This window comes from Streptomyces sp. CA-278952, assembly GCF_028747205.1.
Taxonomy (GTDB): Bacteria; Actinomycetota; Actinomycetes; order Streptomycetales; family Streptomycetaceae; genus Streptomyces.
On sequence record NZ_CP112880.1, the window covers coordinates 2,655,749 to 2,670,186 of the forward strand.

The following is a 14,438-nucleotide window of genomic DNA, read 5'->3' on the forward strand; positions in this document are numbered from 1 at the left end:
CGGCCGCGTCACGCGGCCGCCCCGGCCCGACTTCCGGGACTCAGCGGTTCAGTGGTTCAGTGGTTCAGTGGTTCGACGAGCGTGTTCAGAACTGGAGCGCCCAGCTGTTGATCCGGCCGGTGTCGGCGTTCGCGTTGTCGCTGACCCGGAGCTTCCAGGTGCCGTTGGCGACCTCGGAGGAGGCGTTGACGGTGTACGTGGTGACCACGTTGTCGCTGCTGCCGCCGGAGCCGTACGCCTTCAGGTTGTAGACCGAACCGTCGGGCGCGACCAGGTCGATCTTCAGGTCGCCGATGTAGGTGTGCGAGATGTTCACCGGGACGCTCAGCGCGGCCGGGGCGTTACCGGTGACTCCGGTGACGGTGACCGGCGCCTCGACGGTGGCGTTGTCGTTGATCGCGTACCCGGTGGTGTTCTCGAACTTCTTGCCGGGGGGCGGGGTGGTGCCGCCCGGACCGACGTACAGGAGCCGGTTCGGCGAGCCGGTGCCCGGGTTGGTGACGACCCCGGGAGTGGAGGCCGCGACCAGTCCGGCGGAGACCTGGGCGGGGGTGGAGCCCGGGTTGTCGGCGAGGTAGATGGCGGCGGCGCCGGCTACGTGCGGGCTGGCCATCGACGTGCCGGAGATGGTGTTCGTGGCGCTGTCGCCGGTGTGCCACGACGAGGTGATCGAGGAACCGGGGGCGAAGATGTCCACGATCGAGCCGTAGTTGGAGAAGCTGGAGCGGGCGTCGGTGTTGGTCGTCGAGCCCACCGTGATCGCCTCGGCGACGCGAGCCGGGGACTTCGTGCTCGCGTTGGTCGACTCGTTGCCCGCCGCGACGGCGTAGGTGATGCCGGAGGCCACGGACCGGCGCACGGCGGCGTCGAGCACCGAGTCCGCACCGCCGCCGAGGCTCATGTTGGCGACGGCCGGCTTGACGGCGTTGGCCGTCACCCAGTCGATGCCCGCGACGACCCCTGCGGTGGTGCCGGAGCCGCTGTTGTTCAGCACCCGCACGCCGACGATCTTGGCCTTCTTGGCCACGCCGTGCGCGGTACCCGCGACGGTGCCCGCCACGTGCGTGCCGTGGCCGTTGCCGTCCTGCGACACGTTGTCGTTGTCCACGGCGTCGAAGCCGTTGAAGGCCCGGCCGCCGAAGTCGCTGTGGCTGATGCGCACCCCGGTGTCGATGATGTACGCGGTGACGCCCTCGCCGGCCTTGTCGGGGTAGGTGTAGCGCTGGTCCAGCGGCAGGCTCCGCTGATCGATCCGGTCGAGGCCCCAGGAGGGCGGGTTGTTCTGGGTGGCGGAAGCCGTGAAGGTGCGGTTCTGCGAGACGGACGCGACGGCCGGGTCGGCGGCGAACCTCTTCGCCTCGGCGGCCGAGGCCTCGACCGCGTAGCCGTTGAGGGCCGAGCGGTAGGTGCGCTCGATGCCCGCACCGTACTTCTTCGCGAGGGCCCTGCCCTGGGCGGAGTCGGACTTCGCGGCCGAGTCCTTCAGCGTGACGATGTAGCTGTCGCTGATGGTGCCGGGGGCGTCCGCGTTCAGGATCACGCCTTCGGGTGCGCGCTCGGCCGCGGTGGCCGGGAGGGCGGCTGTGGCCAGTGCGACAGCGGCTGCGGTGGCTATGACGGTCGCTGCGGCGAGTCTTCGACGGGCCTGGGGGGTGTGACGCGTCACTGACATCTGAGGGGTCCTCCTCATAGGCGGTGCTCTGGTGGGGGGTGGTGCCGGAGCCACACGACGACTCCCGACAGGGGCATGACAAATCAGTCGGCCGAACGCCCCGTTTTCTGCGTCGTCCGGTGAGCCGCGTGCCCTGCTGCCAGCGAAAGATTGACCGATCCATGGCGAACTCACAAGGGTGCCTTGAGGAGTTCCGTACGCGTGTCATTCATCTGTCATACGCCTGACATGCCGGCGGGCCTGACGGCCGCTCACTGCCCGCGGGACGGGACCCGGTCCGAGATCACCGCCCTGACCTGGTGCTGCCCGGTCTGCCGGGGCCCCTGGGACCTCGACTTCACCCCCGCGCGGGGCGTGGCGCCGAACGCGCTGTCCGGGCGGGCCGATTCATTGTGGCGTTACGAGGAATTCCTGCCGCTCGCCGCCCCGCCGATCTCCCTGGGCGAGGGTCGCACCCCGCTCGTCCCGCTCACGCCATCCCCCGCCCGCCGCGCGCCCGGCGGATCGGGGTGGGAAGACCACCCGGATCGGGGTGGGAAGACCACGCCCCTCCGCCGACCCGAGAACGGACACGGCGGGGTGAGGGCGCGCGCGGGATCTGCTCCATCCGGCGGTCGGACGGACGCCCGGTGCGGGGGCCGTGCGTGCCGTGACGGCCGACCGCACCCGTGCGTCCCTACCTTCGTCCTGTGAGCCTCTCGCGCATCTCCGTCCTCGCGCCCCTCGTCGCGGCCGCCCTGATCGCACCGCTGCCGCCCCTCGCCGGCGCCACCGGAACCCCCGGCCCCGTACCGCTGCCGGGCCCCGCCCACCCGTCCGGCTCCCCCGCACCGCCCCCGTCCCCGCACCCGGCGGTGCCCGCCTGCGGCATGACGGCCGGTCAGGGCGGCCCCGGGACCTCCTGGGCGCCGACGTCCACCCGCTTCGGGGAGGCCGCCGGCTACGACCCGTACATCGGCAACGGCTACCTCGGCCACCGGGTCCCCCCGGCCGGCGCCGGTTACGCGGCCACCGGCGAGAAGACCGGCTGGCCGCTCTACACCCCCCGCTACGACGGCGCGTTCGTCTCCGGGCTCTACGCCCGGGACAAGGCCGTCTCCGAGGGCCGCGAGGTGATCGCCGCGCTGCCGAGCTGGACGAACATCGATGTGGGCGTGGGCGAGGAGACCCTCGGCCCGGACACTCCGGCCGGCCGGGTCTCGCACTACCGGCAGACGGTCTTCCTCTCCTGCGGCCTCGTGCGCACCTCCCTGCGGTGGACGACGGCGGACGGCCGGGCCAGCGACCTCGTGTACGAGGTGCTGGCCGACCGGTCCGACGTCCACACCGGAGCCGTACGGCTGCGGATGACGCCGCGCTGGAGCGGCACCGCGACCGTCACCGGCCGGCTCGACGACCGGGGCGCGCGCCGGATCACGCTCCGCGAGGACGGCACGTTCCGGACACGGGGCACCGGGATCGAGGGGGCCGTCGCCCAGACGATGCGGCGCGGCTCGGGCGTGGTCGAGAGCCTGCGGCCGGGGGGCCGTACGCCCTCGGCGGCGACCCCGGTCCGCGCGGGCCGGACGTACACGTTCGAGAAGTACGTCGGCGTCGACACCGCCCTGACCTCCCGCGCCCCGGCCGAGGACGCCCGCGAGGCGGCACACCGGGCGGCGCGGCGCGGCTGGGACCGGGTCTTCGCGGCCAACGAGGCCGCCTGGCGCGAGGCCTGGTCCGCCGATGTGCTGGTCCCGGGGGACCGCCGGCTCCAGGGCTGGCTGCGCTCGGCCCAGTACGGCCTGCTGGCGAGCACCCGGCGCGGCTCCTCCGACAGCATCGCCCCGGCCGGTCTGACCAGCGACAACTACGCGGGCATGGTGTTCTGGGACGCCGAGACATGGATGTTCCCGGGGCTCCTCGCCACCCGACCGGAGCTGGCGCGCTCGGTCGTCGAATACCGCTACCGCACCCGGGACGCGGCCCGCGCGAACGCCGAGAAGCTGGGCTACCGGGGCCTGTTCTACCCCTGGACCAGCGCGAGCCGGGGCCGCCTCGACTCCGAGTGCCAGAGCTGGGACCCGCCGCACTGTCTGACCCAGAACCACCTCCAGGGCGATGTCTCGCTGGCCGTCTGGCAGTACTACCTCGCCACCGGCGACCGCGACTGGCTGGCGTCGAGGGGCTGGCCCCTGCTCCGGGGCATCGCCGAGTTCTGGGAGTCGCGCGCCACGGCGAACGCGGACGGCAGCTACTCCGTCAACGACGTGGCGGGCCCCGACGAGTACAGCAACGGTGTCGACGACGGCGTCTTCACCAACGCGGTCGCCGCCACCGCGCTGCGCAACGCGACCCGCGCCGCCCGCATCCTCGGCCAGAGCCCGCCCGCCGCCTGGAACAGGGTGGCGGACGGCCTGCGGATCCCGTACGACGCGGAGAAGAAGGTCTTCCTCCAGTACGCGGGCTACAACGGCTCCACGATCAAGCAGGCGGACACCGTCCTGCTGACCTACCCGCTGGAGTGGCCGATGGAGCCGGGCGCCGCCGCGGCCACCCTGGACTACTACGCGGCCCGCACCGACCCGGACGGACCGGCGATGACGGACTCGGTCCACGCGATCGACGCGGCGGCGATCGGGGAGCCGGGCTGCTCGGCGTACACCTACCTCCAGCGCGCGGTACGCCCCTTCATGCGGGGTCCGTACGAGCTCTTCTCCGAGGCGCGCGGCGACAAGGCGGGCGCCGAGGACCCGCTGTCCGGCTTCCCCGCCGACGACTTCCTGACCGGGAAGGGCGGACTCCTCCAGGTGTTCACGCACGGCCTGACGGGGCTCAGGCTCCGCGAGGACGGCGTGCGCCTGGATCCGACGCTGCCGCCCCAACTGCACGAGGGCGTCACGCTGAAGGGCCTGCGGTACCGGGACGCCGTGTACGAGGTGGCGATCGGCCCCCGGACGACCACCATCCGCCTGACGTCGGGCGCCCCGTTCACGGTCCACACGGCGAAGGGGCCGCGCCGCCTCTCCTCGACGCTGGAGCTTCCCACCCGGCGCCCCGACCTGACCCCGACGGCCGACGTGGCGCGCTGCCGCCCGGTGTCGGCGACGTCCGAGGCCCCGGGCCTGTACGCGGAGGCGGCGGTGGACGGGGCGCCGGCGACGTCCTGGTCCCCCGACGGCGCGGAGGGAGCCCTGACGGTTGACCTGGGGGCCAGGCCCCTCCGGCTCGCCTCCGTGACCCCGGCCTGGAGCGACACCGCCCCCGCCTCGCACACCGTGGAGACCTCTCTCGACGGCCGCTTCTGGCGTCCCTACCTGGCGGGTGACACGGCACGCAAGGTCCGCGTGACGGTCCGCTCGGAGGACCCGGAGAAGCCGGCGGGCCTGGCGGAACTGCGGGTGGCGGCGCAGGGGCGGTAGGGCGCGCAGGCCCGACGAGGTCACGCCCGGGCGGCCGTTTCGCAGGTGGCGGCAGTGATGACCAGGACGGGCCTCCCGAGCAGGATCCGCCTGGCGGTCCTGGCGACGACGCACCGGTGAGCCCCCGCGCGCCCGTGCCCGGCATCAGGTGCAGCATGGAAGAGGGGCCAGAACCGAGCATCCGGAGGTGTACGCATCATGGGCATGTACATGGATGTCCATCGGGGCATGAAGGGCATCACGTCCGAGCAGTTGAAGGAAGCCCACGCGGCCGACGCCGCGATCGAGAAGGAGGAGGGCGTGCACTTCGAGAACGCTTGGGCGGACCCGCGATCCGGCACGGTCTACTGCCTGTCCACGGCGCCCTCGGCGGAAGCGGTCCAGCGCATCCACGAGCGCGCGGGCCACGCGGCGGACGAGATCCACGCGGTGCCGCTGGCGGTGTGACCAGGACGCGCGACGCCGATGACGGGGACACCCTCCGTCCCGGGTCCCGCGGCATGAGGTCCGGCGGCATGAGCCGCGACGGGGTGCGCCGGGGTCCTCGGGCGGCGACGTGCGCCGGGGTCCTCGGGCGGCGAAGCGGAGACGCGGTTCGGCACGGATGACGCCGGACCGCGTCTCTCGTCTCCCGCCACCAGCACGCCCTGCCCGACCGATCACCACTTTCCGGCACCACTTTCCGCCTCGGCCCGAACTCAATCGCCGGAAGCCTGCCCCCGCCCCGGCAACCGCGTCTCTCCCGCGGCCTCCGCCTCCGCCTTCGCGTCGCTCACGGCGACGGCTGCCTGCTTCGCGGCCTCGTCGGCGGCCGCGACGGCGTCCAGCGCGAGCGTGGAGTTCGCCTCGACCTCCGGGGCCCCGACATGGTCCTTGTCGGAGGCGTCGGCGTCGGTCGCGTCCTCGCGCTGCGCACCCGGCGGGGGGCCGGTGCCCGACGCCTGGTCGCCGAACGCGCTGGTGACGGTGCGGATCGCCTCGGTCAGCTCGCCCGGGATCACCCAGAAGGTGTTGTTGTCGCTCTGCGCCAGATGCGGGAGCGTCTCCAGATACTTGTAGGCCAGGACCTTCGCGTCGGCGTTGTTGCGGTGGACGGCCTGGAAGACGAGCTCCACCGCCTTCGACTCGCCGTCCGCCCGGAGGATCATGGCCTGCTGCGTACCCTGCGCCTCCAGGATGTCCTTCTGCTTCGTGCCCTCGGCGGTGAGGATCTTGGCCTGCCGCTCGCCCTCGGCGTGCAGGATGGCCGCGCGCTTGTCACGCTCGGCCCGCATCTGCTTCTCCATCGCCTCTTTGATGGTGTTCGGCGGATCGATGGCCTTGATCTCGACGCGGTTGACCCGGATGCCCCACTTCCCGGTCGCGTCGTCGAGGACGGCACGGAGCCGGGCGTTGATCTCCTCACGCGAGGTGAGCGTCCCTTCCAGGTCCATGCTGCCGATGACGTTCCGCAGGGTGGTCACGGTGAGCTGATCGATGGCGTGCAGATAGTCGGCGACCTCGTAGGCCGCCGCCCGCGGGTCGGTGATCTGGTAATAGAGCACGGTGTCGATGTTGACCACGAGGTTGTCCTCGGTGATCACCGGCTTGGGGTCGGACGAATACACCTGCTCGCGCACGTCGAGTTTGGTGTTGATCCGGTCCGCCACCGGCAGGACGAAGTTCAGGCCGGGCTGCAGCGTCCGGCGGTACCGGCCGAACCGCTCGATGTTGTAGCGGCGCGCCTGCGGGACGATACGTACGGTGGCGGCCACGAGAAAGACGACGACGATCGCCGCCACAAGAATCGGGATGACAACCGGATCCATTCTTCCTCCTACGTCCCTCTACGTCCCCCCACGATCCTCTCCCGCGTACACCCGCACCGCGCTTCAGCCGTTCACGGAAGGAGCTCGCGGGGATACACGACGGCTGTAGCGCCTTCGATCTCCATGACGTCCACCAGAGCGCCCACCGGAATCACCAGACTCTCGTCGAGAGCGCGGGCGGACCATTCCTCGCCGGAGACCTTGATCAGGCCGTGGGTCGCGGTGACCTCCTGCATGACCTCGGCCCGCTTGCCGATCAGCGCGTCGGTGCCCTCGTAGGTCAGGGGCCCCTGCGCCAGGTGCCGCAGCGCGACAGGGCGGACCAGGGCGAGGCCCGCTGCCGCCGCCAGTCCGAGCGCCACGAGCTGGCCGAGCAGGCCGACGCCCACTCCGGCCACGACGGCGGTGACCAGCGCCGCGCCGGCCAGCAATCCGAAAACGAGTGTGAGAGTGAAGAACTCCGCAGCGCCCAGCGCCGCGGCGGCCAGCAGCCAAGCGAACCACGGCATCGAATCAGCCTCCCCAAGGGGACTTATTCAGCTACTTACCCCTTCTGCCCCGCAGGGAACCGTTCGCCCCGCCCGATCTGCGACCGGAACGCGTCGGAGACGGGTTCCGATCTGTGCACTGCACAGGTGTGACCTTATTGATCTTCTCTGCCTGCCGAAGAATCAAGGCCGGGGGGACAGCCCCCGTGCGAAGTATTCGAGGGGGGACCGAAAGATGCGTCAGCAGAGATACGTACGAGTGGTCAGTGCGGCCCTGGCGGCCGCGAGCGTGGCCGTGATGAGCGCGCTGCTGGTGGCGGGGGGCGCCACCGGCGGGAGCGAAGCGACGTCGGCCATGTCGGCGCCGGCATCGGTACGGATCAGCACCACGCCCGCCGATCACGGCTGGGACACACCGGCTCCGTGACCACCGACGAACTCTGAACGCTCCCGTAGGTGCCGTAGATCGCTTCCGTAGGAATTCCCAGGAGGAGCATCACCATGACGATCAGTTCACTCACCCCGGCTGAATTCGCCGCTGACCGTGCAATCGGCTCGGAGATCGGTCCGGAGATCGGTCCGGAGATCGGTCCGGAGATCGAGCTTCGGAGCAAGATTTCCGTGGAGCTCGTCGATCACACCGCGTCGGACCTCGGCGTGATCCGGGCGGCCCGCGTTTCCACCGCCGGCGAGGAGGCCCACCGGGAGGAGCGCGGCGACGATTACATGGCCGGGCTCATCCAGTACCTGATGCGCAGCCGGCACGGCAGCCCCTTCGAGCACAACTCGATGACGTTCCTGGTGAACGCCCCGATCTTCGTGATCCGGCACATGATGCGTCACCGTATGTGGTCGTTCAACGAGGAGAGCGCGCGCTACAAGAATCTGGAATCCGTCTTCTACGTTCCGGACAGCGACCGGCTTCTCAAGCAGGAGGGAAAGCCGGGGCACTACAAGTACGTGCCCGGCAGCGAGGAGGACTACGAGCTGCTGTCGCTGTCGGCGAGCACCGCCTATCGGGCCGCGTTCCGCGAGTACCAGCAGATGCTCGATGCCGGTATCGCCCGTGAACTGGCCCGCATGGTTCTTCCGGTGGCCACGTTCTCGACGGTATACGCGACCTGCAACGCGCGGTCGTTGATGCACTTCCTCGGCCTCCGCACCAACCGCGCGGACGCCACGTACGTATCCCATCCTCAGCGCGAGATCGAGATCGTGGCGGAGCAGATGGAGGCCGAGTTCGCGCGGCTCATGCCGTTGACACACGCGTCCTACGAGCGCTGCGGACGCGTCAGCCCCTGACGCTGCCGGCCCCTGACAGACGGAGGAATGGTCGTATGCGCATCACTGTGTACGCGGGATCGGCGCTGGGCAACCGCACCGTCTACCGCGAAGCCGCGGAACGGTTCGCCCGGGATCTGGCGACTGCCGGGCACGAGATCGTCTACGGCGGCGGGGCCGTCGGCCTGATGGGCGTGGTGGCCGACGCCGCCCTGGCCGCGGGCGGACGGGTGACCGGCGTCATTCCCCAGTCCCTCGTGGACGCGGAGGTCGCCCATCTCGGACTGACCGACCTGCGTGTCGTCGACAGCATGCATGAACGCAAACAGCTCATGGCCGACCTGGGCGACTGCTTCGTGGCGTTGCCGGGCGGCGTGGGGACGATCGAGGAAATCCTCGAGGTATGGGCCTGGCTGGTCCTCGGTCACCATGACAAACCCGTCGTGCTGTTGAACACCGACGGCTATTGGGACCGCCTGGTGCGGATGACGAACCGCATGTCGGTCAGCGGATTCCTCCGCCCCGAGGAAGCCGGGACGCTCGCTTCCGTCGCCGATTCCGCGGAATTGTTCGAAGTGATCCAGCAGTGGAAAGCCCCGCCGCCCCGGTGGGGATGATCTGAGAGGTGGCAGCGATGTCCGTCATGGAAGAAGAGATACGCGATACAGCAGCGCTCATCACCGTCGTGGACGGGTACGTTCCGGTCCTCGACCTGAGCGGATCCCGTTCGGGATCCGCCGGCTCCCGGGAACAACTGGCCGCGACCATCGACAAGGTGTGCCGCACCAGCGGATTCCTGGTCATCGTCGGGCACGGAGTTCCTGGGACGACCATCTCCGACATGTACCGGGCCACGCGGGAGTTCTTCTCGCTGCCGGCCCACGAGAAGGCGGAATTGCTGGCGGATCCCGGGGATCCGCTGATGCGGGGCTTCGGCCGGAAGGGCAGCCTCGCCGCTTCGAACGAGGACGCGGCGGTCGAGCGGGAGCGGGCCCTGCCGGACATCTCCGAGACGTACACGGTCAATCGTCTCGGCGAGAGCCACGGGGCGCGGTCCCTGCCCGCGCACGCCGACCCCGCGCTGCGGTCCCCGAACCGCTGGCCGGCGCTGCCCGGCTTCTCCGATGCCTATCTGGCCTATTACGCGGCGATGGAGGACCTCGCCGGGCACATCATGCGGCTCTTCGCCCTGGGCCTCGGCCTTCCGGAGGACTGGTTCGACGACAAGATCGACCAGCACATGACCAATATGACGGCGAACTACTACCCGGCGCAGGAGACGCCGCCCGAGCCGGGGCAGTTGCGCAAGGGCGTCCACAGCGACTGGGGCAGCCTCACCATCCTGTACCAGGACAACGGCACCGGAGGGCTACAGGTCCAGTCGAAGACCGGGGACTGGCTCGACGTCCCCGTCATCGACGGTTCGTTCGTGGTGAACATCGGCGACCTGATGGCCAACTGGACCAACAACCAGTGGGTGAGCACGGTGCATCGGGTCGTCAACCCGCCCGCGGAGCTCGCCGGGACCGAACGGTACTCGATCCCGTTCTTCCACCAGCCCAACTTCGACGCGGTCATCGAATGCATTCCGACGTGCACCGGACCGGAGAACCCGCCGAGGCACCTGCCGGTGCGCTCGGGCGCGTACATCACCGGGAAGTTCCGCAAGGCCTACGGGGCCCCGTAGCTCCCGCATCCGCTCCCGTATCCGTCTCCGCATCCGCTTCCGCTTCCGCTCCCGTATCCGTCTCCGTATCCGCCGGGAACGGCGGCGGCCACGCCGTGCCAGGCCCGGCCCATCCCTCCTGTCACCAGAAAGGCCTTCGCCATGCCCTCGGCCGCCGCCGCCCCGCCCGCTGCGAGCAGACTGTCCCGGTTCGGGTTCCCCGAGATCCGCGGTTCCGGAAACTTCCTGTTGGCGAGCCTGATCCAGGGAACCGGGAACGGCCTGCTGCTCGCCTTCCAACTGGTCTACTTCACCGCCACCACCGCCATGTCCGCGGTGGCGGTCGGTACCGCGCTCACCCTCTCCCGACTGCTCACGCTCCCCGCACCGGCTGTGGTGGGGCCCCTGATGGACCGGTACGGGGCACGACGCGTCGTCATCGTCGGCAACGCCCTGTGCGCCGTGGCCTTCTTCTCCTTCCTCTTCGTGGAGAACTCCTGGCAGGTGGTCGCGACCGGGGTCGCGGTGCAGTTCGGCACCGCGATGTTCTGGACCGCCAACAGCGCCCTGGTCTCCCTGGCCGCTCACCAGGGGGACCGCACCCGGTGGTTCGGCCTGATCCGGGTCATCCGGAACGTCGGGCTGGGCGTGGGCGGTGCGGTGGCGGCGCTGGCCACCAGCACCTCGGGGACCGCGGGCCTGCGCGTCCTGGTGATCGGCTGCGCACTGTCCTACGCCGTGGCCGGCGTTCTCATCGCCACCTGGCATCCGCGGGAGAAGGGGCAGGGCGTGGCGGGCGCGCACGGCGCGGAGCAGACGCCGAAGGCGAGCTACCGCCTGGTCCTGCGGGACCATGTCTATCTGCGCCTGGTCGCGGTGAACGTGGTCTTCGTCCTGGCCGCGATGGTGCTCAGTTTCCTGCTGGCCATCTACGTCGTGGACGCGCTCTCCGCCCCCACCTGGCTCGTCGGCGTCCTGCTCATCGTCAACAGCGCGCTGGTGATCGGCGGGCAGTCGGTGGCCACCCGGCTGATCGAACGCCACCCGCTGACGAAGGTGATCGCTGTCGCGTCCGCACTGGACGCGCTGGCCTTTGGTATCTACGCCCTGCTCGACGGTATGCCGCAAGGGGCCGTCATCGCGGGCCTGTTCCTGGGGATGATCATCTTCACGGCCGGAGAGATCCTGGCCTCGCCCGGCCTGGGAGAGCTCAGCGTCGCGCTGGCTCCGCCCCACGCACTCGGGCGCTATCTGGCGGTGTTTCAGCTCTCCTGGACGCTCGGCATGGCACTGGCCCCGTGGCTGTTCACCACGCTGCTGAGCGCGGGGCCGAGGACGCCCTGGCTGGTGCTCTGCGCGCTCAGCGTGATCGCGATCCCGGCCGTCCGGGGCCTGCCGCGGCAACTCGCCCCGCAGGGGGAGCCCGCCGGACAGGACGCCGTTCCGTCCGGCGCGGCCGGCTAGCGCGACAGCACCGGACGGCCCGCACATCCATCCACCCGGACCCGTCCGTAATCCATCCAACCGATCCCGGAACTGGGGTAACCCATCGTGACCAGAGGTGTCCTGCTCTTCGGAGCGGAGAGCAGTGCGGCGGAAGACGTCGTCGACGCTGCCCGTGACCTGGGGGTGTCCGTCCACCTGGCCACCCACTCGGAGGTGTACGACCGCTACTCCGACGGCCTGAGGAAGAAGTTCACCGGCACCGTCTTCACCGACTTCCGCTCCCCGCAGACAGCACTGGAGGAGCTGGAGCTCTACTGCACCACCCAGGGCATCTCCGGGGTGCTCGTCGGCTGGGAGTTCCTCTCTCCGCTGGCCACGCGACTGGCCGCACGGCTGGGGCTGCCCGGTCACGATGTGGATCGTGCCGACGCGGTACGCAACAAAGGCAGCATGGCGGAGCTGTTCGGCAAGTACGCCGTACCCAGCCCGCTCTGCGTCGCGGCCACGTCGGTCGACGCCGCGGCCGCGGGCATCCGTGCCGGCCGGCTCGCGTTCCCGCTGGTGGTGAAGCCGGCGGAGAACGCGGGGTCGGTGGGCGTCGCGGTCATCGATTCCCTCGACGAGCTGCCGGAGGCATTCGAGCGGGCACGACAGTGGTCGCTCGAATTCCCCTACGGCATCCCCCTCGACACGACGGTGCTGGTCCAGGAGTACCTCGAAGGACCGGAGTTCAGCATCGAGACCGTGGCGTTCGAGGGCGCCTTCGACCACCTCGCGATCGTTCAGAAGTTCACCACCGGCGGCGGGATCTGCGAGGAGACCGGGCACACGGTGCCGGCCCAGCTCGATTCCGCGACCCGGGCCTCGGTCCTCGACGTCGTCGAGCAGGGGCTGACCGCGCTCGGTGTACGTAACGGCGTCACGCACACCGAGCTCAAGGTGACCCCGGACGGCCCCCGGATCATCGAGGTCGGGGCCCGACCGCCCGGCGGACACATCATGAAGGTCGTCGAACACGCGACCGGGATCAGCGAAGCCCGCAGCTATGTCCAGGCCGCCATCGGCCGCCGGCCGGACACCCGCCCCCTGCGGACCGGCGCCGCCGCGATCCGCTTCATCAGCACCCCGGAGCACGGGGTGTTCAGCGGCCTGAGCGGCGCCCACCCCACCAAGGGGGTCGTCGCCCTGCAGTCCTACGCGGCGCCCGGCGACCGGATCGGCAACGACTACGAGAGGTTCACCCGCATCGGGCACGTGATCGTCAGGGCGAGCTCGCCCGCGCAGGCCAACCAGCTCGCCGACGACGTAGTCGCTGGAATTTCCATCGATCTGGAGAACTGAGACATGTCACGCATCGCCTTCCTGCGCTCCATCGAGATCCAGCAGGCAGACCCCTACCTGAACGAGCTGCGGGCCCGGCTGGCACGCGATGCGATCCAGGTGAAGATCTTCTACACCGACGGGCACTGCGGTCCCGGTGACTTCCCCGGCGAATCGGAGAAGGTGGACCCCGCCATATCCCCCGGGGCGCTGGTCGACGCACTCCTGGAGTGGCGCCCGGACGCGGTGATCTCCCTGTCCATCCCGGACGAGAACGCCCTGCGGGACGCCGTCGTCAAGCGGCAGCTCGCCCAGCACGGAATCCCGATGGTCATGCACGACCTGGAGACCGTCAATCTCCTGTCCAACAAATGGGAGACCAAGCAGCTCCTCGCCGCGCACGGACTGACCACCCCGCCGGCGATCCTCGCCGACGGGGACCTCCTGAACGACCGTAATCTCGTGGTCCCCGCCTACCGCGACGTCGTCCTGCTGCGGGCGCGGGCCCTGGGATTCCCGCTGATCACCAAGCCCTTGTGGGACTGTCTGGGCAACGGCATGCAGGTGTTGCGGGACGCGCGGGACCTCCGCGCGTATCTGGACCGCCCCTACGACGGCAACCTCATGCTGGAACGGTTCGTCGCCGGCGAACTGTGTTCCGTGGAGATCGTCGGAGCCCCCGGACGCTACGTGGTCCAGCCCATGCTATGGATGGGCCCCGCGGGCGACGGACCGACGGCCACCTTCGGCCGACTGCGTTACGTGGCACCGCGCGAGGAGGCGGACCAGGCGTTCCGGCCCGTCGCCGCCTCGCTCGTGCGGCTGTGCGAGACGCTCGGCATCACCGGCGCGATCGACCTCGACATGATCTACGTCGACGGTGAGTACCACGTCCTGGAGATCAACCCGCGCGTGTCCGGCGCCACCACCCTGTCGATCGCCGGATCCGGGCTCAACACCTACGACTGCCTGGTCTCGATGGCACAGGGCGACTGGCCCGCGTCCCTCCCCGAGGACCCGGGAGCCACGCGCAGGATGGCGCTGCAGTTCCCCGTACGGGCCTTCACGGAAGAGCTCCACCGCGACATCGCGGAGAACCTCTGTCTGGTCCGCGCGATCAGCTACCACATCGGCGACGCCGTCCTGCCGAACATCGTGATCACCAGTGAGCTCGGCGAAGCGCACCGGCTGCCGCCCATCTTGAAGGCGCTGGACGCCGAGCACGGTTTCCTCGAACCCGCCGTGCTCGACCAGATCGTCTCCGTGGTGCACCGCGAGCGTCCGCGCGCCGCGACTCCGGCAGCCGTCTGACATCACCCCGGCTGCTCGCCGGGCCCTACTCGACCCACAGGAGTCTCA

12 protein-coding genes and 1 pseudogene are annotated in these 14,438 nt (G+C 70.2%); 10 read left to right on the forward strand and 3 right to left on the reverse strand.

Features of this window, described 5'->3' with window-relative positions; all coding sequences use genetic code 11:
• Positions 1-85: 85 nt before the first annotated feature.
• On the reverse strand, positions 86-1,672 hold the full coding sequence (locus tag N7925_RS11515; RefSeq protein ID WP_265599566.1) for a S8 family peptidase: 1,587 nt from the start codon (positions 1,670-1,672) through the stop codon (positions 86-88).
• A gap of 228 nt (positions 1,673-1,900) precedes the next feature.
• Between N7925_RS11515 and N7925_RS11520 the strand changes: the two are divergent.
• The 3 genes and pseudogenes from N7925_RS11520 to N7925_RS11530 form a co-directional block, all read left to right on the forward strand.
• Positions 1,901-2,146 (forward strand): annotated as a pseudogene (locus N7925_RS11520) (threonine synthase); the annotation flags it as partial.
• Positions 2,147-2,361: 215 nt separating this feature from the next.
• Positions 2,362-5,070 (forward strand): glycosyl hydrolase family 65 protein, encoded by a 2,709-nt coding sequence (locus N7925_RS11525; protein WP_274343811.1) that lies wholly within the window; start codon positions 2,362-2,364, stop codon positions 5,068-5,070.
• 198 nt (positions 5,071-5,268) lie between these two features.
• On the forward strand, positions 5,269-5,517 hold the full coding sequence (locus N7925_RS11530) for an SCO4226 family nickel-binding protein (RefSeq protein ID WP_265599568.1): 249 nt from the start codon (positions 5,269-5,271) through the stop codon (positions 5,515-5,517).
• A gap of 251 nt (positions 5,518-5,768) precedes the next feature.
• On the opposite strand, the gene N7925_RS11535 is transcribed toward N7925_RS11530, so the two are convergent.
• Together N7925_RS11535 and N7925_RS11540 are read right to left on the reverse strand one after the other, a co-directional pair.
• Positions 5,769-6,878 carry an SPFH domain-containing protein gene (locus tag N7925_RS11535; protein ID WP_265599569.1) on the reverse strand — a complete coding sequence of 370 codons (1,110 nt, stop codon included), beginning with the start codon at positions 6,876-6,878 and terminating at the stop codon, positions 5,769-5,771.
• Positions 6,879-6,949: 71 nt separating this feature from the next.
• Positions 6,950-7,387 carry an NfeD family protein gene (locus N7925_RS11540; protein ID WP_274343812.1) on the reverse strand — a complete coding sequence of 146 codons (438 nt, stop codon included), beginning with the start codon at positions 7,385-7,387 and terminating at the stop codon, positions 6,950-6,952.
• Positions 7,388-7,601: 214 nt separating this feature from the next.
• Here N7925_RS11540 and N7925_RS11545 point away from each other — a divergent pair, with 214 nt between their 5' ends.
• The 7 genes from N7925_RS11545 to N7925_RS11575 all read left to right on the forward strand — a co-directional run bounded on the left by N7925_RS11545 (position 7,602) and on the right by N7925_RS11575 (position 14,390).
• Entirely contained in the window at positions 7,602-7,793 is a 192-nt protein-coding gene (locus tag N7925_RS11545) for a hypothetical protein (protein WP_265599571.1), read from the forward strand.
• Positions 7,794-7,867: 74 nt separating this feature from the next.
• The gene (gene thyX, locus N7925_RS11550) at positions 7,868-8,668 is read left to right on the forward strand and encodes an FAD-dependent thymidylate synthase (RefSeq protein ID WP_265599572.1); all 801 of its coding nucleotides are present in this window, start codon (positions 7,868-7,870) and stop codon (positions 8,666-8,668) included.
• A gap of 35 nt (positions 8,669-8,703) precedes the next feature.
• A complete protein-coding gene (locus N7925_RS11555; RefSeq protein ID WP_265599573.1) occupies positions 8,704-9,264 on the forward strand; it encodes a TIGR00730 family Rossman fold protein in 561 nt (186 codons plus the stop codon).
• A gap of 17 nt (positions 9,265-9,281) precedes the next feature.
• A complete protein-coding gene (locus N7925_RS11560; protein WP_265599574.1) occupies positions 9,282-10,334 on the forward strand; it encodes an isopenicillin N synthase family dioxygenase in 1,053 nt (350 codons plus the stop codon).
• A gap of 141 nt (positions 10,335-10,475) precedes the next feature.
• A complete protein-coding gene (locus tag N7925_RS11565; protein ID WP_265599575.1) occupies positions 10,476-11,777 on the forward strand; it encodes an MFS transporter in 1,302 nt (433 codons plus the stop codon).
• Positions 11,778-11,864: 87 nt separating this feature from the next.
• On the forward strand, positions 11,865-13,100 hold the full coding sequence (locus N7925_RS11570; RefSeq protein WP_274343813.1) for an ATP-grasp domain-containing protein: 1,236 nt from the start codon (positions 11,865-11,867) through the stop codon (positions 13,098-13,100).
• Between the two features lie 3 nt (positions 13,101-13,103).
• On the forward strand, positions 13,104-14,390 hold the full coding sequence (locus N7925_RS11575) for an ATP-grasp domain-containing protein (RefSeq protein WP_265599577.1): 1,287 nt from the start codon (positions 13,104-13,106) through the stop codon (positions 14,388-14,390).
• Positions 14,391-14,438 lie beyond the last annotated feature (48 nt).